At 39.6% G+C, this 19,383-nt stretch carries 19 protein-coding genes; 5 read left to right on the top strand and 14 right to left on the bottom strand.

Annotated elements, in window-relative coordinates; all coding sequences use genetic code 11:
- On the bottom strand, nucleotides 1–1,038 hold the full coding sequence (locus tag BQ2679_RS04325; protein WP_075566578.1) for a M42 family metallopeptidase: 1,038 nt from the start codon (nucleotides 1,036–1,038) through the stop codon (nucleotides 1–3).
- Nucleotides 1,039–1,171: 133 nt separating this feature from the next.
- Here BQ2679_RS04325 and BQ2679_RS04320 point away from each other — a divergent pair, with 133 nt between their 5' ends.
- Complete coding sequence (locus BQ2679_RS04320; RefSeq protein WP_075566576.1) at nucleotides 1,172–1,699, top strand: DUF1307 domain-containing protein; 528 nt, start codon at nucleotides 1,172–1,174, stop codon at nucleotides 1,697–1,699.
- A 48-nt stretch (nucleotides 1,700–1,747) separates the two neighbouring features.
- Here the strand turns inward: BQ2679_RS04320 and brnQ are convergent, their stop codons facing one another.
- The 6 genes from brnQ to BQ2679_RS04290 all read right to left on the bottom strand — a co-directional run bounded on the left by brnQ (nucleotide 1,748) and on the right by BQ2679_RS04290 (nucleotide 6,866).
- On the bottom strand, nucleotides 1,748–3,073 hold the full coding sequence (brnQ, locus tag BQ2679_RS04315; protein ID WP_075566574.1) for a branched-chain amino acid transport system II carrier protein: 1,326 nt from the start codon (nucleotides 3,071–3,073) through the stop codon (nucleotides 1,748–1,750).
- A gap of 170 nt (nucleotides 3,074–3,243) precedes the next feature.
- Complete coding sequence (locus BQ2679_RS04310; protein ID WP_075566572.1) at nucleotides 3,244–3,525, bottom strand: rhodanese-like domain-containing protein; 282 nt, start codon at nucleotides 3,523–3,525, stop codon at nucleotides 3,244–3,246.
- Nucleotides 3,526–3,527: 2 nt separating this feature from the next.
- Complete coding sequence (locus BQ2679_RS04305; RefSeq protein WP_075566570.1) at nucleotides 3,528–4,112, bottom strand: uracil-DNA glycosylase family protein; 585 nt, start codon at nucleotides 4,110–4,112, stop codon at nucleotides 3,528–3,530.
- Between the two features lie 53 nt (nucleotides 4,113–4,165).
- A complete protein-coding gene (gene pepV / locus BQ2679_RS04300) occupies nucleotides 4,166–5,566 on the bottom strand; it encodes a dipeptidase PepV (RefSeq protein WP_075566564.1) in 1,401 nt (466 codons plus the stop codon).
- A 9-nt stretch (nucleotides 5,567–5,575) separates the two neighbouring features.
- Nucleotides 5,576–6,181: a nitroreductase family protein gene (locus BQ2679_RS04295; protein WP_075566562.1), complete on the bottom strand. Its 606-nt coding sequence runs from the start codon at nucleotides 6,179–6,181 to the stop codon at nucleotides 5,576–5,578.
- Nucleotides 6,182–6,371: 190 nt separating this feature from the next.
- The gene (locus BQ2679_RS04290) at nucleotides 6,372–6,866 is read right to left on the bottom strand and encodes a hypothetical protein (protein ID WP_075566560.1); all 495 of its coding nucleotides are present in this window, start codon (nucleotides 6,864–6,866) and stop codon (nucleotides 6,372–6,374) included.
- A 207-nt stretch (nucleotides 6,867–7,073) separates the two neighbouring features.
- On the opposite strand from BQ2679_RS04290, the gene BQ2679_RS04285 reads away from it, so the two are divergent.
- Nucleotides 7,074–7,883: an amino acid ABC transporter substrate-binding protein gene (locus BQ2679_RS04285; RefSeq protein ID WP_075566558.1), complete on the top strand. Its 810-nt coding sequence runs from the start codon at nucleotides 7,074–7,076 to the stop codon at nucleotides 7,881–7,883.
- A 63-nt stretch (nucleotides 7,884–7,946) separates the two neighbouring features.
- Here the strand turns inward: BQ2679_RS04285 and BQ2679_RS04280 are convergent, their stop codons facing one another.
- From BQ2679_RS04280 to zapA, 5 genes are all read right to left on the bottom strand, one after another.
- Complete coding sequence (locus tag BQ2679_RS04280) at nucleotides 7,947–8,780, bottom strand: metallophosphoesterase family protein (protein ID WP_075566556.1); 834 nt, start codon at nucleotides 8,778–8,780, stop codon at nucleotides 7,947–7,949.
- 102 nt (nucleotides 8,781–8,882) lie between these two features.
- The gene (locus BQ2679_RS04275) at nucleotides 8,883–9,779 is read right to left on the bottom strand and encodes a TDT family transporter (protein ID WP_075566554.1); all 897 of its coding nucleotides are present in this window, start codon (nucleotides 9,777–9,779) and stop codon (nucleotides 8,883–8,885) included.
- Nucleotides 9,780–9,975: 196 nt separating this feature from the next.
- Complete coding sequence (locus tag BQ2679_RS04270; protein ID WP_075566551.1) at nucleotides 9,976–12,312, bottom strand: endonuclease MutS2; 2,337 nt, start codon at nucleotides 12,310–12,312, stop codon at nucleotides 9,976–9,978.
- 117 nt (nucleotides 12,313–12,429) lie between these two features.
- The gene (locus tag BQ2679_RS04265) at nucleotides 12,430–12,978 is read right to left on the bottom strand and encodes a CvpA family protein (protein WP_075566548.1); all 549 of its coding nucleotides are present in this window, start codon (nucleotides 12,976–12,978) and stop codon (nucleotides 12,430–12,432) included.
- Nucleotides 12,975–13,277 carry a cell division protein ZapA gene (zapA, locus tag BQ2679_RS04260; RefSeq protein WP_075566546.1) on the bottom strand — a complete coding sequence of 101 codons (303 nt, stop codon included), beginning with the start codon at nucleotides 13,275–13,277 and terminating at the stop codon, nucleotides 12,975–12,977. Before zapA ends, BQ2679_RS04265 begins: the two co-directional genes overlap by 4 nt.
- Before the next feature lie 86 nt (nucleotides 13,278–13,363).
- Between zapA and rnhC the strand changes: the two genes are divergently transcribed.
- Genes rnhC through recD2 form a run of 3 tightly spaced genes read left to right on the top strand, consistent with a single transcriptional unit; the run spans nucleotide 13,364 to nucleotide 17,291 of the window.
- Complete coding sequence (gene rnhC, locus BQ2679_RS04255) at nucleotides 13,364–14,245, top strand: ribonuclease HIII (protein WP_075566540.1); 882 nt, start codon at nucleotides 13,364–13,366, stop codon at nucleotides 14,243–14,245.
- A 4-nt stretch (nucleotides 14,246–14,249) separates the two neighbouring features.
- Entirely contained in the window at nucleotides 14,250–14,864 is a 615-nt protein-coding gene (gene lepB, locus BQ2679_RS04250; RefSeq protein WP_075566536.1) for a signal peptidase I, read from the top strand.
- Between the two features lie 60 nt (nucleotides 14,865–14,924).
- Nucleotides 14,925–17,291 (top strand): SF1B family DNA helicase RecD2, encoded by a 2,367-nt coding sequence (recD2, locus tag BQ2679_RS04245; protein ID WP_075566534.1) that lies wholly within the window; start codon nucleotides 14,925–14,927, stop codon nucleotides 17,289–17,291.
- Nucleotides 17,292–17,336: 45 nt separating this feature from the next.
- Here recD2 and tig read toward each other — a convergent pair whose 3' ends face one another.
- A complete protein-coding gene (gene tig / locus BQ2679_RS04240; protein WP_075566532.1) occupies nucleotides 17,337–18,620 on the bottom strand; it encodes a trigger factor in 1,284 nt (427 codons plus the stop codon).
- A gap of 112 nt (nucleotides 18,621–18,732) precedes the next feature.
- Nucleotides 18,733–19,365 (bottom strand): response regulator transcription factor, encoded by a 633-nt coding sequence (locus BQ2679_RS04235; protein WP_075566530.1) that lies wholly within the window; start codon nucleotides 19,363–19,365, stop codon nucleotides 18,733–18,735.
- Nucleotides 19,366–19,383: the final 18 nt, after the last annotated feature.

Here is a 19,383-nt window from a genome sequence, read left to right as displayed (position 1 = left end):
CTAGTCCACCAACTCACTCTTAAGATAAGCGTCCACCATACGCTCAGTAGCAACTACAGAATCGATATGAGTCCGCTCGTATGAGTGACTAGACTCAATACCAGCTCCTAGAAGAGCGTGCTTGACCTCTGCTCCAGCTGACATAGCTGCAGAAGCATCCGAACCGTAAAATGGATAGATATCTAGTTTAAATGGAATGTCTTGGTCTTTTGCTAGAGCAACTAGATGTTGACGGAATTCAAAGTGATAAGGACCTGAAGCATCTTTGACACAGATAGACACTGTGTACTCATCCGTCTGCTGGTCATCTCCCATTGCTCCCATATCTACTGCTAGATATTCGACAACTTGACTTGGGATACTTGAGTTAGCACCATGGCCCACTTCTTCAAAGACTGAAAAAGCAAAATGGGTGGTGACAGGAAGTTCAACCCCCTCTTCTTTATAGACTTTAAGAAGGTTGAGGAGGATAGCCGCGCTGACCTTATCATCCAAATGACGCGATTTGATAAATCCTGAATCAGTCACGACAGTTCTTGGATCAAAGCTGATAAAGTCACCAATCTCAATACCGAGTGCGCGTGCTTCTTTTTCGTTAGTCACTTTTTCATCCAAACGCACTTCCATATTGTCCTGCGTGCGTTCAGCAGTGCCAGCGTCCTTGTAGACATGACAAGAAGTCTGGTGGATCAAAATAGTACCTGAAACAGTATTACCTGTACTGGCCACATGGACCGTACAGTTTTCGCCTTCAATCATGTTCCAAGGGTATCCACCAATACGGTCCATTTTAAGACGACCATCTGGTTTAACAGCGCGAACGATAGCTCCCAAGGTATCCACATGGGCTGTCACATAACGCTGTTTGTCATCATTTTTACCTTTAACAGTAACGTTGACACCACCTTTGGCAGTACGGATCGGTTGATAACCTAGTTTTTCAAGAGTCTCAACTAAATAATTCGTAATCTCACGTGTAAAACCAGTTGGCGACGCGATAGCAGTTAGTTCTTTAATATATTCTACAGTTTGATTCATTTCTTCACCTCTTCCTAATATTATATCACTTTTCCCTTTTTTGGTTGAGCAAAAATGAAAAACTTAGATAATTTGATTGTAAAAATAAGCTGTGCTATAATGAAGTTAGTTCTTAATTATGAAAGGAAAAGACATGAACAAATATTTTAAAATAACGCTTTGCTTAGCTCTACCATTAGCTTTCTTGTTGGGGTGTTCAAAACAATCAACAAGCTCAGCAAAAAGTGAAACTACTCAGGTAGAATCTACTAGCCAACAAACTACAGAAAACAAATCTGAAGTAAAAACAGTGAGCTTTGTAAACGAGACTCGTACTGGCTTTAATTCTACTTTAACCTACACTGTAGATGGAGACAAAGTATTGAAACAATCAGGTCATAATGTTTATGATCCAGAAGCTCTCGACACTACTGCTGAGACTCTTAAAGCATTCGTTGAGAAAACTTATAAAGGCTATGAAGGTCTTAAAGGTGTTACTCATAGCATCGAAATCAAAGATGGAAAGGTCGTTCAAGATGCTGAAGTTGACTTTACAGTCGCAAGTCTTGACGAACTTAGAAAGGCCTTACCAGAAGAATACTCAGGCATTGGTAACAATGTTAGCTTTACTGCCTCTAAGAAAATGTTAAAAGATCTCGGATATACTGAAAAAACAAACTAATTGTCATTTTCAATAATAAAAAGCCTTGGCATAAGCCAAGGTTTTTTATTATTCCATTTCAAAGGTTTCACTTTCTTGTTTGTTTGGAAGAACAAGAGAAAGTAAGATACCGATAATCGCTGGAACCAGCCAAGGCAGTGAAGCATTGGCAAATGGTAAAGAATTGATCAGATTTGTAAGAGTTGTAATCTCAAACGAACTTGCTAATACGCCAGTTACGGCAATAGCTGTAACAAGACCCATAGTCAATTGCATCCCTGGTTTTGAAAGTGGTACAAATTTGTTAACAATGACAATCATGACAATGGTAATAGTAATTGGGTAGAGGATTACAAGAACAGGAACTGAGTATTTGATGATTGCATCAAGACCAAGGTTGGCAATGGCAAATCCAATCAAAGTAAATACAGTCGCATAAATCTTGTAGCCAATCTGCGGGAAACGCCCATTAAAGAACTCGGCAGTCGATACAATCAACCCTACAGTTGTTGTAAAGCAAGTAACGGTTACCATGGCTGCAAGGAATAGTTGAGCAGTCGAACCAAAGATTTCTTGAGTCGCTTGTGACAGGATATAAACCCCTGGGGTTCCACCCTTCATCGATTCTTCTGTTACTGGGAAGTGGTTTCCAAGGAAACCTAAGCCGATGTACAAAGCACTAAATCCAAGTGCTACGACAATACCGACTACCCAAATGGTTGAAATATACTCTTTTTTGCTTGTAAATCCAAGCTGTTTCAAGGTTTGAACCGCAATTACACTAAAGGCAACTGAGGCAAGAGCATCAAGAGTATTGTAACCTTCTAAGAACCCTGCACCAAAGGCTGAAGTTTGATAAGCTTCAGTAGCCGTTTGTGGTGCATTGGCTCCATATTTGAAGGCACCTAGAATTACCAATATGATAATTAAAAGAGCAAATACTGGAGTCAAGATACGACCAATACGATCCAAAATCTTTGAAGGATTAAGTGCGATTAAATATGCTGCAACAAAGTAGATAAGTGTGAAGACAATCAAACCTAATCCCTTATCTGCTTCAGCCAATAGGGGACTAATCCCGACTGCATAAGATGTTGTCGCTGTACGTGGAATGGCAAAGAATGGACCAATCGATAAGTACAAGGCTGCCAGATAAATCGTCGCAAACAAAGGCGAAATCTTTTTAGAGATTTCATAGATATAACCCTTTGGATTCAAAGTACCAATGATTAAGGTTAAAACGGCAATCCCAACACCCGAAAATACAAAACCTGCGATGGCAGGGAGAAATTGTTCCCCAGATTGAGCACCTAGGGTAGGTGGGAAAATCAAGTTACCCGCACCAAAAAATATTCCAAACAGGAGTAACCCTGTTAAAGCACCTTTTTTAGCCATAAATTCTCCTTATATAAAAAATAAAATACTTTCTTAGTATAACATGATTAAAAGCAAGAAAAGGCTATCACAAAAAAACTTTAAAATGTTTTCAATTTTCTGAACTTTTATATTAGAAAAAATTCCTTTGAGAAAAGACTATATTTTCTTTCTCAAAGGAGTATATTTTTTTATTCAAAAGCATCCATACCAACTGGAACATTGACGACATCATAACCCTTTTCTGCTAAAAAATGACAGGCATGAGCTGAACGGATACCAGACTTACAAATGACATAGTAGGTTTGATTTTTATCCAAGACCTCATAGGTATCTGCTAAAGAACTCAAGGGAAGGTTTTGAGCACTTTCTATATGAACTTGCTTAAACTCTACTTCTTCTCTCACATCAATAATGGTCGAACAGCCATTCTGACATAGTTGGTAAAAATCCTCAAAGGCGATTTCTTTCATCCCTATTCTCCAATTATTTTCTTTACTCTCTTTTTCAAGTCAGGCAAAACATCTGCTTCAAACCAAGGATTTTTTTTCATCCAGATTTGGTTCCGAGGTGACGGGTGCACCAAAGGGTAATAATCTGGCAAATAATCCTTAAAGCGATGCACACGGTCTGTTACCTTGCCACTGACTTTCTCATGCAGATAGTACGACTGGGCATACTGCCCAATCAAGAGTGTTAATTGAATATCAGGTAACTCTTTCAGAAGTTTAGGGTGCCATTTTTCTGCAAAACCTGGGCGTGGTGGTAGGTCACCAGATTTCCCATGTCCCGGAAAATAGAAATCCATAGGCATGACAGCAAAGTAATCTGAATTGTAAAAAGTATCTTCGTCCACACCCAACCAGTCTCGCAAGCGGTCGCCACTTTTATCCTTCCAGTAAAGTCCCGCTTCCTGAGTTTTAAGTCCAGGTGCCTGCCCAATGATATTGATACGAGCAGTTTTTGGAGCAGCAAAGAGAGGCTCTATCCCTTGCTCAGTATAGTGTTGATTTTGTGGATCAGCCATGATGGCTTGCTTGATTCTTTCGATCTGAGACATCTACTCTCCCTCCAAAAAGAAGTCTAAGCATAAAATCTCAGACTTCTATAGCATTATTTGATCAATTCATAGATAGCTTCAGCGTAGATGGCTGCTGCTCGGAAGAGATCGTCCAAGGCGATAAATTCATTGGCTTGGTGCATAGTGTCGATAGAGTCTGGAAACATAGCACCGTAGGCCACACCACGCTCTAAGAGACGTCCGAAAGTTCCACCACCAATAACTTGTTCGTGACCTTGAAGACCTGTTTGTTTTTCATACACGCTCAACAAGGTTTGTACAAGTGGATCTTCCATTGGAACATAGTGAGGTGTGTGACCATGTTCTGATAAGCTAACAGATACAACTGGCAAGCTTTCAAGAACTGACTTAATTTGCTCTGGGCTTGTTCCTTTTGGATAACGGAAGTTGAGGGCAATGGTATTGTCAGCACTTGTTTCTTCAAAGCGGAAGACACCAGCATTCATAGAAAGGGCACCCATTTTTTCATCCACATGAGCAACCTTCAAATTTTTACCTTCATGGTCATTCAAGAGAATCTTACCAGCAATGTCAAGGTAGTCTTTTGCAGGACCTTCAAAGGCAAACTGGCTGAGGAAGAGAGCAAGATAAGTGGCACCATTGATACCTGATGCAGGCATAGCACCATGGGCAGATTTACCGATAATCGTAACCTTGTACTTGCCGTTCTCTTCTTGGATTTCTCCTCTAAGCTTGTGTTTTGCAACGAAGTCGTCTAGCTTAGCTTGCAAATCAGCCAAGTCACCTGAAACAACAGCCGTTGCTGATTCAGGAACCATATTTTCACGTAAGCCACCAGTAAAGCTGTGAAGACGAGCTGCACCAGTATTTTCACCGGCAAAGTGGAGATATTCTGTGATATTCCCTTTTTCACCATTGATGATAGGGAATTCAGCATCTGGAGAAAATCCAAAGTCTGGCTTTGCTAGTCCTACATGGTCAAAATAGTAGTCCATGTCAGCCCAGCCTGATTCTTCATCAGTTCCGACAATAAAGCGAACTTTTTTAGAAGTTGGAAGGCCAAGCTCTTTAATGATTTTCAAACCATAGTAACATGCTGTAGTTGGACCCTTGTCATCTGACGCTCCACGCGCATAGAGGCGGCCATCCTTGATAGTTGGCGTGTAAGGATCAGTATCCCAACCGCTACCAGCTGGCACCACGTCCATGTGGGCAAAGATTCCAAGAACTTCTTCTCCTTGACCAAACTCGAAATGTCCTGCATAGTTGTCGACATTTTTTGTTGGATAGCCATCACGGTCTGCAATTTCAAGGAATTTTTCCAAAGCTTTCACTGGCCCTGGTCCAAAAGGATGTTGCGAATCAGCCTTACTGTCATCACGTTCTGAGTTGATTTCCAAAAGACTGAACAAGTCAGCCAAAAGGTCTTCTTTGCGTTTTTCTACTTCTGCTTTAAAATCAATTGTTGTCATTTTTTCTTCCTATCTTTTTTCGATAATTTCATCAACTGGCAAGCGATAGCTTGGTTCTAATTTTTTGTCTGTGTAACCTACTGTAATCAAAAGTTCTGGGCGAAAACGTGCATCAATGTCTAAAACTTCATTAACTTTTGATTTGTCAAAACCAAGAATAATATTTGAACCAATTCCTTGGTCTGTAAGTGCCAAGACAAGATTCATAGCAACTAGACCTGCATTGAGGGCTAGGTAGTCACTGATTTGCTGTTCGTTGTATCGAGTATACTCAGCTGGGAGATTTTTCAAGAAGTATTGAAGTTGCTCTTCAGAAAAATTCTTTGCTCCTCCAATGCGTGCAATCTTACGCGCACGTTTTGGTAAATCTGTATCTGAAAATAAGACGATCGTTACGGGTGCTTCTGAAACTTGGTCAAAGTTCGTACCATAAGCCAATTTGGCTAGTTCTTTATTTTTCTCACGAACGACGACAAATTTCCAAGGTTGGATATTGTGAGCACTTGGTGCTAAAGTAGCAATCTCAATAGCTGTACGAACATCTTTAGGATCTACAGGCTTATCAATAAATTGCTTTGTCGCATGACGTTTTTTATTTAACTCAAGAAATTTCATAATTGATTTCCTTTTCTATTTCTACTGCTTCCATTTTACCACATTCTGAAAGAGCTTGCAGAGATTTTTCATTATTCAGAGTATCAAATATCTATCAGCCATTAAACTACGACTGATTCTTAATCTACTCTATTCTAAAAAATCATTTTCCAAAAAAAGCAGGCGATTCAGCGCCTACTTTATCGATATTTTATTGGTCCAGACCAAATTTATAAGCCAGATTCTTTATGATGTCACGATAATAAATTACTTCTTTAAGTAAGTACGTACGATTTGGTTCTGGCATAAATGTATCATCAGGTCCATAAGTTGATAAATGTTCATTGTACTTTTTTGTTGAAGCTTCTAATTGTATAGCTTCTAATTTAGCTTTCGACCTCTCAAACTCTTGCTGCTCTTCTGGTAGAGAAGCTATTCTTATATCCGAAATTTTATAGGCGATTTCATTCAGTCTAGGCATGAGCTGCTTCATTTCACCAATTTTCTTGGACTTATTAATTTCTTCATCAGTTAAAATCGAAAATTCAGAAGTTTGAGTTTGCGTAATCTCAGTTGTTGATGAATCTATTGTTGTTACTACTGTGGTTGACTCATTACTAGCAGTCTCTGATTGTTTATTTTTAGAACAAGCTACCAAAGTTGAAACCATTAAAACTGCTAGTCCAATAGTGACAATTTTTTTCATTATCATCTCCTTAAAATCCATTTACTAACCTATAGTTTAATATTTAATACCCTTGACGTCAAAAATATATGCTAGATTTTTGTTTTTTTATACTACAAACTAATAAGGCAAAACATAATCATTCTCTATCATCTCCATAAAAAATATATATTGGATATCTAATTGATTGTTTGGTAAGCTAGATACCATTAAGTAAAGGAGACACACATGAAAAAATTATTCTTATTATTAGCCATTAGTCCCTTGCTGGTGGCCTGTGGACAATCTAAACAGGAAAGTGCTTCAACTTCTACTACTAGCCCTAAAACCATTGTCGTAGCCACTGCCGGAGACATCCCACCTTTTGACTTTGAACAAGATGGTAATTTAACTGGGTATGATGTTGAAGTTTTAAAAGCGGTCGATGAAAAACTAGATCAATACAAGATTGAATTTCAAAAAACTGCTTGGGAGAGTATCTTCCCTGGAGTTGATGCTGGTCGTTACCAAGCTGCTGCCAACAACTTGAGCTACACCAAAGAGAGAGCCGACAAATACCTCTACTCGCTACCTATCGCAAAAAATCCTTTGGTTCTTGTGAGCAGAAAAGACAAGGTTCTTACCTCTCTTCAAGACATCGCTGGTAAAACTACTCAGGATGACACTGGAACTTCTACTGCCAAGGTTGTTACAGACTGGAATCAAAGCCACTCCGACAATCCTGCTACCATCCAATATTCTGGCGAAGATGTGGCTAAGCGTCTGACTGACCTCGCCAACGGTGAATTTGATTTCCTAATCTTTGATAAAATCTCTGTTCAAAAAATTATCCAAGACCGAGGATTAGACTTGAACGTAGTCGACTTGGAGAGCAATGACAATCCAAACAACTACATCATCTTCTCAAGCGACGAAAAAGAATTTAAAGAACAATTTGACAAGGTTCTCAAAGAACTCTACCAAGATGGAACCCTTGAAAAACTTAGCAAAACCTATCTCGGTGGTTCTTACCTACCAGATCAATCTCAATTACAATAAGATATACTAAAAACGATTGGCTCGTCCAATCGTTTATTTAGTATCTGTTAATTAAAGCAACTCTTACAAAAAATCAAAATAATTCTTCACATCCTCTACATATCCATGCTTTTCAATTAAACTAACTAACAAATCTCTATTATGGCCTTGATAGTTGTCCTCACGTCGTAATTCTTCATACATTTCGATGAAAGGAAGATATTTGGTCTGGGCTAATTCTAGCTCTTCTTCATAATCATAAGCAACTTTTCGAAATTGGATATTGACCAATTCACCATTTTCAGTTTCAAGTAAGGCATACTGGGCACGGTGATTTTTCAGCCCTTTCCAGTTAAAATAAGGCATACCAATCGAACCTGGATTGATGATTTGTTGACCTTGGCTACCATAACGAAGCAACTGCTTGTGAACATGACCATAGACGGCTACATCAGTAGTTTCATCAAGTAACTGGTCAAATTTTTCGGTATCATTTTCAACCAGCAAATCACCACCATAATTTTTCTCAGGCAAATTATGTGAAAGAGAAAAGCGCAAGCCTTCGACTTCTTTCTTGGCTATCATAGGTAGCTTTCTCAACCAATCAATATGCTCGGGGTTTATGCGCTCCATCAGATACTGAGTCATCCTAAGAAACTGAATTTCTTCGGGATCTTCTAGACCATATTGCCCACTTAAAGCCTCTAAAACACAATCATCCCAGTTCCCTCGAACGGATGCTGTAATGGGAAGGTCTTTCAAAAGAGCCACCAAGTCATTTGCTCCCGGTCCAGGAAGAAAAATATCTCCCAGAAGCCAATATTCAGTCGCTCCCAAATTTTTAGCGTCCTCAAGCACTCCAGCTAAGGCTGTCGTGTTGCCATGAATGTCTGATAAAATTGCAATCTTATGGTTCATTTTACACACTCTCTTTATTCGTATTTATTTATTCTAGCTATCCCTTACACCGTTATAGTTCTGCACCTTTCTTCATCTCACTTCTCCGTGCTAGGGGTTCTTTTAGTTCCTTAAATATCGTATATACTCTACTAATACGTAGATGAGGATTGTTAAACAAATGATAATCTCTAACCAAACGACAAGGTTGAGGACCGGAAACTGCAGAATGCCTTGGGACATTTTCAATGAAGTTGCTGTGATGATGGTTGGAAAGGTTAGGGCTGAGAAGGCTGGTTGGAAACCTTGTTTTAAAATCCTTGGCAAGCGACTAAGGACAAAGAAAAAGAAGGTCTGTGATGCAAGGATCATAACTAGTAAAATCCAACTAGAAAGACTGTATCCTCCTACTCTCACTAATGCTGCCAAAAGGAGAGAAAATGGAGCACAGTAGATTCCTTCTTGTCCTAGTAAAGCCAGTGGTAATGGATTTCTTTTCAAATCTTGATAAATTAGAGGGTAAAGGATAAGGGTTAAGATAAAACCAAAAATCCAAGCTCCATAGGCAATCCCAACAATCCTCACCACGGAGTAGGTCAAGCTCGCTACTGCTATTCCTACATAAAGAACCGTCCAAGTTGGTGTTGCACTGGCCCTTTGTTTAACCAAGACATAGTTCTTTGTAAAGTATAAGATGAGGTAAACATCTAGAAGAAAAGCAAACCACCAGAGAATCTGTGCAACAATGCTCATGTTCGGGGGTAAGATTCGTAATAAATACGTTGATAAAATCATCCCTGCCATGGGAAAGGTTGCCATTCCTGACAAAACAGGGGCTTTCTTTAATTCTTGCTTACTTTCATGCCAGTTATTGAGGTGGCTCACCAAAAAATAAAACCATAAAATCAAGCCTGACAAACTAAAGATATTTGATAAAAGCGGAAAAATATCCAAGATAAGATTTCCTGCTCCAGCCAATCCCAATAAGCAACCTGAAAAGGCTAAGGGGAGTTTTTTCATACCAACCTCCGAAAATGACGTTACTATCAGTATAGCATAAATAAAGCTCAGCTAGACAAGCCTTCATCAATTTTTTTGCTATAAAACGATTGTCCCCTTTTAAAATACTCACTAAGAATAATGATTGAAATAAATTCATCAAAAGAGTACCTATCACTTGATAGGTACTCTTTTGACATTTCATTTTATAGCTTGGTTAACCTTTAAAGATAACGATTGTTGCACCACTTCCACCTGCATTTTGCGGCGCATAACCAAAGCTCTTGACTTGCTTGTTTCTTTGGAGATATTTGGTTACTCCTTCACGGATGACTCCTGTACCGATACCATGGATGATGTCCACTTGAGCCATGTTGTTGAGTAGAGCTTGGTCGATAAAGGCATCCAAGGCTTCCATAGCTTCCTCATAGCGCTTGCCTCTGAGGTCCAGTCGAGCCTGTGGTGCTTTACCAGCAGCACGCTTGACCACGTTAACTTGTTTTTTCTTGACTGGCGCTTCTTGTTGAGCTTGTACTAAGTCAAACTCTTTTTCTTCAAGGGTCATCTTAATCAAGCCAACTTGAGCTTCCCAACGACCATCCTTGAGTTGATTGGTCAAGGTACCTCGTTGACCATAGCTTAAAACGATGATATCATCCCCAACTTTTGGAGCTCGTTTTTTCTTAGCCTTTTGGAGAACCTTATTTTTAGAAAGATCAACTTTTTCAGGTGCTAACTTCTTGAGTTTGGCCTTGGCTTCGATAATCTCATGTGGTTTTAGTTGTGATTTGCTGTGAAGATTTTTTAGAATATCATCACTTTCTGCCAGAGCTAAGTCAACAATCTCCGCAGCTTGCTCACGCGCCTTATTGAGTTCTGTTTCCTTCTCACGATTGAGCTCGTTGTAGAGTTTTTTAAGCGCACGGTTCATCTTGAGGTTTTCTTGCTCGACCTGGCGAATATTCTCAAGGCGTTTACGGCTTTCAAGCGTCTGCTCTTCCAATTGCTCAATAATGCGATTGACATCATTGTCTTGATTAATCTGCTTGCTAGCGTCACCTACGATGACATCTGACAAGCCGAGACGTTTAGCAATCTCAAAGGCGTTGCTTCGACCAGGTACTCCCTGCATAAAGCGATAGGTCGGGCGCAAGCTAGCTGTATCAAACTCCATGCTGGCATTTTGAACATAGGCCGTTTCAATCCCGTAGGCCTTGAGTTCAGGATAGTGAGTGGTTGCCATCGTCTTGACCTGGCGCAAGCGCAAGTCCTCTAAGATTGACATGGCAAGGGCAGCTCCTTCCTGGGGATCTGTACCTGCTCCAAGCTCATCTAGTAACAAGAGCGAGTTTTGGTTAACCTTACCAAGAATATCAACAATATTAGTCATGTGACTAGAGAAGGTTGAAAGACTTTGTTCGATGGATTGTTCGTCTCCGATATCCGCAAAGACCTCCTCAAAAATTCCCACACGACTTCCCTTATCGGCCAAAATCGGCAAACCTGACTGGGCCATCAATTGCGTCAAACCTAAGGTTTTGAGCATAATGGTCTTACCACCCGTATTGGGACCAGTGATGACGATGGCTGTTAAATCCTTACCAAAGTGCACATCATTAGCAACAGCATTTTGCACCAAGGGATGACGAACATGAAGGAGTTGAATCTCCTGTCCTTCAGAGACTTGTGGCACTACTGCTCCTGTCTCTTGGATAAAGCGAACCTTAGCCCGAATCAAGTCCAAATGTCCAATAATCCAGGCATCATTTGCAATTTCAGCTGCATGTGGTCGTACACGCTCAGAAAGCTCTTGAAGGATACGCATCATCTCATAGCGTTCGTCTGCACGAAGACTAGCAATTTCCTCACTCAGCTTGACTACTTCACGCGGTTCAATATAGACAGTGTTCCCGCTGGCAGAAATATCATGAACCACACCGGCAATCTTATTACGATAGGTGTTTTTGACAGGGAGAACCTGGCGTCCATTTCTACTAGCGATGATACCTTCTGTCAACATCTGAGCCTTTTGTTTGAGTAGGTCTTGCAAGACATCACGAACTTGGCTCTCGCTATCATGGATTTTACGACGGATTCGTGCTAGTTCCTCACTAGCAAAATTTTCAATAAATCCAGCTTCATTGATGGCTTGGAGATTGCCCTGCAGATGTGGAAAATCATGAAGTTTCTCAAACCAGTTTACCAGATGGTCTAAGCGCACATTTTCAAGATTTTCATAAAAACTTTTTAATTCACGACTTGCTAAGAGTACACGTTTGAGAAGGAGAAATTCCTCAATGTTGAGGTCAGCCCCCATCTCCAAACGCTTGCAAGTTGAGGCAATTGCTTTTGTAGTCAGAATGCTAAAGTGAGGATGCTCAACAAAGAGCTCTTGCATTTCTTCCATCTCAGCAAAAGTCTGTCTAATTTTATCACCCTTATCTGTTGGGACTAGCTCTTTTAACTGCTCTAATCCCTGCTCTGTCAAAAGATGGGGCTCAAATAAAGCTTTGACTTTGTTAAATTCTAGTGTTTCTAGTATTTTTGTATTCATGTTCTTTCCTTAATAGACGAGTAGATAGAATGTTTAGTAAGAGTTGGATTTCCTCTTTAAAAAGACTATTAAACTCTTGGAATTGTAAACAAAAGGCTAGGAATAATTCCCGCCTTTTTATCCGATTAATTTGGTTACCCAGATTTGTTTAATAAAGTTAGTAGTAATTGGGATACTTTGAATCATATGTTTAGCTACTATACTTTTTTCAAGTGAATTTTGAACGACTTCCAAAGGAACTGTTGCAAGAATAGTCAATATCATCTGGAGAACAAACAAGGTCACTCCAACCGATAGAACTCCTGCACCAATACGAAAGTATTTACCATCGATTTTATCTGTTGGTATTAAATTTACAAAGAGACCAAGCAAACGACCGATACTGTAAAAAACTGTAAAAGCTAGCAAATAACCGATACCTGCATAAAAGACTTTGTCCAATTGAAAGAGCTGATCCGATGGAAAGAAGAAAGTACCAATTCCCTCCTTAGGATTTGCATAGGGAATTAACAAATGAAATTTTTCCCCTAGAGACTGGTAAAAATTGCCAGCAAAATAAGCTGAGACAATTGTTGCCACAAGATAATAAACTTGTAGGACCAAGCCTCTGCGATAGCCGATATAAAAACTCCAAGCAAGAATTAATAAGAGAAGAAACGAAATCATAAGGGATCCTCAATCTTACTTTGTTCTTGTTTAGCCGCAACAACTTGATATCTGAGTGCTTCTAATTGCTGCTCCTTATCATCAAATTCAATCTCACGACTCAACTGTGTTGATAAACAATTGATTGCTAATAAAATAGCTAAAGTCTCATCATCAGCTCCAGGCATTTGCTCTTTAATTGCTTCATATTTTTCTGTAGCAACCTTTGCTACTTCCTCCATAAAGAGGTTATCATGCTCAGTAATTAAAGTTAAAGTCCTTTTCCCAAATGTAAATTTATATCGATTTAAATTTGCCATAAAATTCACCTCACGATATTATACCAAATTTCACTAAGTTTGTCAGTTTTTACCAATTCTCCTGCTTTTATGGTACAATAGAGACTATGGCAAGTATAACACTAACACCAAGTGAAGAGGAAATTCAGAATTTTGTGTTACACTATCAAAGTTCTCTGTCTCCTAGTAAAAATCCTTATATACGTTACTTTTTTAAGCTTCCTCAGGTAAGCATTTCTATTTATACTTCTGGAAAGGTTCTCTTTCAGGGAGAATCTGCTGAAAATTATGCCAGCTTTTTTGGTTACCAAACCAATCAAGAAATAAGTGGCCAAGATTGCCCTTTAATTGGGACAGATGAGGTTGGAAATGGTTCCTACTTTGGAGGATTAGCTGTAGTGGCATCCTTTGTAAAGCCAGATCAGCATGACTTCTTAAGAAAACTAGGTGTAGGAGATTCTAAGACTTTGACAGATCAAAAGATTCGTCAAATTGCTCCACTTCTTAAGGAAAAAATCCAACATCAAGCACTACTGCTTTCTCCGAGTAAATATAATGAAGTCATTGGCGAACGCTACAATGCTGTATCTGTAAAGGTCGCCTTACACAATCAAGCGATTTTTCTCCTTCTTCAAAAGGGTGTTGAGCCTGAGAAAATTGTTATCGACGCCTTTACCAGCTCACAGAACTATGATAAATACCTGAAAAATGAGGCTAATCACTTCTCAAACCCAGTAACCTTGGAGGAGAAAGCTGAGGGGAAATACTTGGCTGTAGCCGTTAGTTCTATCATTGCGCGTGATCTCTTCCTAGAGAATCTTGAAAACCTTGGACGAGAGTTAGGTTATCAACTTCCAAGTGGTGCTGGAGCTGCTTCTGATAAGGTGGCTAGTCAAATTTTACAAGCCTATGGTATAGAGGGTCTAAATTTTTGTGCCAAACTTCATTTTAAAAATACTGAAAAAGCTAAAAAACTGCTAGAAAGGTAAAAGTATGAATTATTTTAAAATATTTTTAAAAGAGTGGGGAGGATTTTTCCTCATTCTCGCACTTATTGGTCTTAGTCGAGTCTTTCTTTGGAGTAATGTTCGAGTTGAAGGACACTCAATGGACCCAACTCTAGCTGACAACGAGATTCTCTTTGTTGTTAAGCATCTTCCAATCGATCGCTATGATATTGTGGTTGCCCACGAAGATGCTGAAAATAAGGATATTGTCAAACGTGTTATCGGTTTACCAGGAGACAAGATTCGCTATGAAAACGATAAGCTCTACATCAATGACCAAGAAACAGACGAGCCTTATCTAGCAGAGTACCTCAAACGCTTTAAAGAGGATAAGCTTCAATCTACCTATACAGGTAGCAATTGGGATGGTAAAAAAGGAGAGTATTTCAGAAGTATTGCTGAAAAATCTCATGCCTTTACTCTAGATGCTAATTTTAACACTAGTTTTACCTTTACTATTCCAGAAGGGGAATATCTTCTCCTAGGAGATAACCGCCTCGTATCCAATGACAGTCGTCATGTTGGAACCTTTAAAGCAAAAGACATTGTTGGAGAAGCTAAATTCCGTTTCTGGCCAATAGACCGTATCGGAACATTCTAAAAACACTAAGAGGCCGAGACATACCAATCTCAGCCTCTTCTTATTCTATTGAGGATTTCTATGGAAGTATATTTTACAGGCACCATTGAGCGCATTATCTTTGAAAATATTAGCAATTTTTATCGCATCCTACTCTTGGAGATTGAAGACACCAATGCAGAAGACTTTGATGATTTTGAAATTATCGTAACTGGTACCATGGCTGATGTTATTGAGGGTGAAGAATACACTTTTTGGGGACAAATTGTCCAACACTCAAAATATGGTGAACAGTTACAAATCACTCGCTACGAGAGAGCAAAGCCGACTAGTAAAGGTTTGGTTAAATATTTTTCAAGCAGCCATTTCAAAGGTATCGGTCTTAAAACTGCCCAGAAAATTGTAGATATCTATGGTGAAAACACTATCGACAAAATTTTAGAGCATCCTGAAAAACTCCAGTCCATTTCTGGACTATCGGCTAAAAGTCGTGAAGCCTTTATTTCTACACTCCGTCTCAACTACGGTACAGAAATGATCTTGGCTAAATTGGCTAATTACGGTATCCCTAATAAATTAGCTATTCAAATTCTAGATGAATATAAGGAAGAAACTTTAGATGTTGTTGAAAATTATCCCTATCAACTAGTGGAGGATATCAAAGGATTGGGCTTTACCATTGCCGACCAACTAGCAGAAGAACTTGGTATTGAAAGCCAATCGCCTGAACGTTTTCGAGCTGGAATCATTCACAACCTTTTAAATTCCTGTATGGAAAGTGGCGATACCTATGTTGAAGCAAGGGACTTACTAGAACAAACCATAAACCTTCTAGAATCCTCTCGACCAGTTGAACTAGATCCCAATCAAGTTGCCCTCGAATTGTCTCATCTAATCGAAGAGGACAAGGTTCAGCAGATAGACACAAAAATTTTTGATAATAGTCTCTTCTATGCAGAAGAAGGCATCCACAAGCACCTAATGAGAATCCTTGAAAGAAAAGAGGACAAAGACGAAAACAAAGAGAGTATTCAAAAATATATTTCTACTGTCGAAAAAGAACTTGGTATTCAGTACGATACTATTCAAAAACAGGCCATCTGTGATGCAATCCAAAACAAAGTCTTTATCCTAACAGGTGGTCCTGGAACAGGAAAAACTACTGTTATCAATGGTATCATCGCAGTTTATGCACTTTTAGAAGGACTGGACCTGAAAAAAAAGAGTAGTCTTCCAATTCTTCTAGCTGCACCAACTGGTAGAGCAGCTCGTAGAATGAACGAGTTAACTGGCTTGCCAAGTGCAACCATTCACCGCCACTTGGGAATGACTGGAGATGTTGACACTAGCCATTTGGAGGATTATCTAGATGCTGACTTTATCATCGTAGACGAGTTCTCTATGGTAGATACTTGGCTAGCCAATCAACTCCTCTCAAATATCTCCTCTACTAGTAAAATTCTCATCGTTGGAGATAGTGATCAGTTGCCATCGGTTAGCCCAGGTCAAGTTCTGGCTGACTTGCTCCAGATTCCAAGTATTCCGCAAACACGCTTGGAAAGAATCTACCGCCAGAGCGAAGAATCAACCATTGTCACACTTGCGAGTCAGATAAGGCAGGGAATTTTGCCTCCAGATTTTACAGAGAAAAAAGCAGATCGCTCCTATTTTGAAATTTCTAGCGGCCATATACCTGCTAGCATTGAAAAAATCTTAGATGCAGCTCTCAGAAGTGACATCCCTGCACGAGACATCCAAGTTCTAGCTCCTATGTATCGTGGAGCAGCAGGAATCGATGCCATCAATCAACTCATGCAAGAACTGCTCAATCCTCTTCAAAAGGGACAGATTAGTTTTGAAGCAAGTCAGTTTCAGTATCGTAGCGGAGATAAGGTTATTCATTTGGTTAACGATGCAGAAGTCAACGTTTTTAACGGAGATTTAGGTTATATTACAGACCTCATTCCTGGTAAATATACCGAATCCAAACAAGACGAAATTGTCATTGATTTTGACGGCAATGAGGTCTCTTATCCTCGAAATGAATGGTATAAGATTCGTCTTGCCTACGCTATGAGTATCCATAAATCTCAAGGAAGTGAATTCCCGGTTGTATTTCTTCCCATCACCAGTGCTAGCAAGCGTATGCTGGAGCGTAACCTCATCTACACTGCTATTACTCGAGCTAAAAGCAAACTCATCCTACTCGGCGAACTTCAAGCCTTTGATTATGCGACTAAACATATCGGGACAGCTCGAAAAACCTATCTGATTGAACGTTTCAGCGACTTAACTGAAAGCTCTGAAGAAGTAAATGAGCCAATTCTTGAAACAGAAAACCAGATTGATCCACATCAACCTTATATCCTAACTGAAGATAACTGGACTAGTATCCCAGCCATGATTGGGATTAACCAAGATGACCTTGAGGAGTTTTTCGGAAAATAAAGCACAAAAAAGCCACCGAATCCGGTGGTTTTTTATCTTTTCAGATTATTTTACTGTTGCAGTGCTTGTGATCAATTCAACAGCTTTCTTGATTGTGATATCGTGTTTCAACATATCTGCCGAAAGCAAGCTTTGTACTTGGGCAACTTCCATGTTGTAATCTGCAGCCAATTGCTCGATTTCTTTTTGGATTTCTTCTTCAGTAGCGTCAAATCCTTCAGCTTTCGCAACTGCTTCGATAACAAGGTTAGTCTTAGTGCGTGACTCAGCTTCTGCTTCATATTGTTTGTGAAGGTCTTCTTGAGTAGTTCCAGTGATTTGGAAGTACATGTCAGGGTTGATACCTTGACGTTGCAAGTTTCCAAGGAACTCATTTACTGAGCGGTGAACTTCTTCGTGGATCATTTCTTCTGGAAGTTCTACGATTTCAGCATTTTCAACAGCTTTATCGATTGCAACACCTTCTACAGCATCTTTATATGCTTCTTCTTTAGCAGCTGCCAATTCGTTACGATATTTTTCTTTCAATTCAGCAAGAGTTTCAACTTCTTCATCGATATCTTTTGCAAGTTCATCGTCAAGAGCTGGAACTTCTTTCGCTTTAACTTCGTGGATAGTTGTTACGAATTTAGCTTCTTTACCAGCAAGGTCTTCTGCTTGGTAGTCTTCTGGGAATGTTACAACTACATCAACAGTTTCACCAGCTGAATGACCTACCAATTGGTCTTCGAAACCAGGGATGAATTGACCTGAACCAAGTCCAAGTGAAAAGTTTTCACCTTTTCCGCCGTCAAATTCAACACCGTCGATAGAACCAACAAAGTCAATAACAACAGTGTCGCCGTTTTCAGCAGCACCTTCTTTGATCACCAATTCAGCCAAGTTGTTGCGTTCACGTTCGATGCGCTCTTCAACATCAGCGTCAGTTACTTCTTTATCTACATCAACTGATACTTCAAGGTTTTTGTATTCACCCAATTTTACTTCAGGTTTTGTAACAACTTCAGCAGTGATAACCCAATCTTGACCTTTTTCCATAGAAGTTACGTCAATTTTTGGTTGAGCAACTACTTCAAGTCCAGCTTCTTTAACAGCTGCTTCATAAGCGTCTGGTAAAAGAGCGTTCATTGCATCTTGGTAAAGTGCTTCTTCACCAAATTTTTGGTCGAAGATAGGACGTGGAAGGTGACCTTTACGGAAACCTGGAACGTTAAGAGTTTTCTTTACTAAGTTAAATACACGGTCCAATTCTGGTTTGATTTGGTCTTGAGAGATAGTGAAAGTCAAGACACCACGGTTTGTTTCTTTGTTTTTAAATGATACAGACATTCTGTCATTTCTCCTTAAAATTTTTAATACAGTCCATTATACCACATAGTAGCGAACTTTTTCAAGTAATGGATGCGCTTTTCGTACATGCTTCAGTTACATCCTATGTCCCTTAAAATTCATCAGAACCCACCAGATGATGTTGAAAAGCATAAACTGCTGCCTGGGTACGATCACTGACCTCAAGTTTGGCTAGGATATTGGAGACATGGGTCTTAACTGTCTTTAGGGAGATAAAGAGCTCATCTGCAATGCGCTGATTTTCATAGCCCTTAGCAATCAGTTGAAGGACATCGCGTTCTCGCGCAGTTAATTCTTCGTGAAGTTCCATATGATTGCGGTGGTATTCTACTTTCTTACTCACCTCTTGTTCAATCGCTAGCTCTCCAGCTGCCACCTTTTTAACAGCATGGAACAATTCATCGGCACTTGATGTCTTGAGCATATAACCCCTAGCTCCAGCATTTAAGACTGGCATGATTTTTTCATTGTCTAGATAAGAAGTCACGATCAAAATTTTAGCCTCCGGCCATTCTTTGAGAATAGCTAGAGTTGCATCAATTCCGTTGACTTCAGGCATAACAATATCCATGACGGTCACATCTGGACGAAGCTCCAAGGCCATGGAAATCCCTTCGGCTCCATTAGTTGCTTCTCCAACAACCTCTACATCATCTTGTAGTTCAAAATAACTTTTTAAACCAAGACGCACCATTTGATGGTCATCTACTAATAATAGTTTCATTTTATTTCCTTTTGTTAG

This window comes from Streptococcus timonensis (genome assembly GCF_900095845.1).
Classification (GTDB): Bacteria; Bacillota; Bacilli; order Lactobacillales; family Streptococcaceae; genus Streptococcus; species Streptococcus timonensis.
This window is presented reverse-complemented; position numbering and strand designations above follow the sequence as displayed.

What these genes read in the sequence shown, in the direction of transcription:
- rnhC (WP_075566540.1), top strand. Translation starts at nt 13,364, where the DNA reads ATGGCAAGTATAACACTAACACCAAGTGAAGAGGAAATTCAGAATTTT.
- BQ2679_RS04265 (WP_075566548.1), bottom strand. Translation starts at nt 12,978, where the DNA reads ATGATTTCGTTTCTTCTCTTATTAATTCTTGCTTGGAGTTTTTATATC.
- recD2 (WP_075566534.1), top strand. Translation starts at nt 14,925, where the DNA reads ATGGAAGTATATTTTACAGGCACCATTGAGCGCATTATCTTTGAAAAT.
- brnQ (WP_075566574.1), bottom strand. Translation starts at nt 3,073, where the DNA reads ATGGCTAAAAAAGGTGCTTTAACAGGGTTACTCCTGTTTGGAATATTT.
- zapA (WP_075566546.1), bottom strand. Translation starts at nt 13,277, where the DNA reads ATGGCAAATTTAAATCGATATAAATTTACATTTGGGAAAAGGACTTTA.
- BQ2679_RS04285 (WP_075566558.1), top strand. Translation starts at nt 7,074, where the DNA reads ATGAAAAAATTATTCTTATTATTAGCCATTAGTCCCTTGCTGGTGGCC.
- lepB (WP_075566536.1), top strand. Translation starts at nt 14,250, where the DNA reads ATGAATTATTTTAAAATATTTTTAAAAGAGTGGGGAGGATTTTTCCTC.
- tig (WP_075566532.1), bottom strand. Translation starts at nt 18,620, where the DNA reads ATGTCTGTATCATTTAAAAACAAAGAAACAAACCGTGGTGTCTTGACT.
- BQ2679_RS04310 (WP_075566572.1), bottom strand. Translation starts at nt 3,525, where the DNA reads ATGAAAGAAATCGCCTTTGAGGATTTTTACCAACTATGTCAGAATGGC.
- BQ2679_RS04295 (WP_075566562.1), bottom strand. Translation starts at nt 6,181, where the DNA reads ATGAAATTTCTTGAGTTAAATAAAAAACGTCATGCGACAAAGCAATTT.
- BQ2679_RS04280 (WP_075566556.1), bottom strand. Translation starts at nt 8,780, where the DNA reads ATGAACCATAAGATTGCAATTTTATCAGACATTCATGGCAACACGACA.
- BQ2679_RS04325 (WP_075566578.1), bottom strand. Translation starts at nt 1,038, where the DNA reads ATGAATCAAACTGTAGAATATATTAAAGAACTAACTGCTATCGCGTCG.
- BQ2679_RS04305 (WP_075566570.1), bottom strand. Translation starts at nt 4,112, where the DNA reads ATGTCTCAGATCGAAAGAATCAAGCAAGCCATCATGGCTGATCCACAA.
- BQ2679_RS04235 (WP_075566530.1), bottom strand. Translation starts at nt 19,365, where the DNA reads ATGAAACTATTATTAGTAGATGACCATCAAATGGTGCGTCTTGGTTTA.
- BQ2679_RS04275 (WP_075566554.1), bottom strand. Translation starts at nt 9,779, where the DNA reads ATGAAAAAACTCCCCTTAGCCTTTTCAGGTTGCTTATTGGGATTGGCT.
- BQ2679_RS04290 (WP_075566560.1), bottom strand. Translation starts at nt 6,866, where the DNA reads ATGAAAAAAATTGTCACTATTGGACTAGCAGTTTTAATGGTTTCAACT.
- BQ2679_RS04270 (WP_075566551.1), bottom strand. Translation starts at nt 12,312, where the DNA reads ATGAATACAAAAATACTAGAAACACTAGAATTTAACAAAGTCAAAGCT.
- pepV (WP_075566564.1), bottom strand. Translation starts at nt 5,566, where the DNA reads ATGACAACAATTGATTTTAAAGCAGAAGTAGAAAAACGCAAAGAAGAC.
- BQ2679_RS04320 (WP_075566576.1), top strand. Translation starts at nt 1,172, where the DNA reads ATGAACAAATATTTTAAAATAACGCTTTGCTTAGCTCTACCATTAGCT.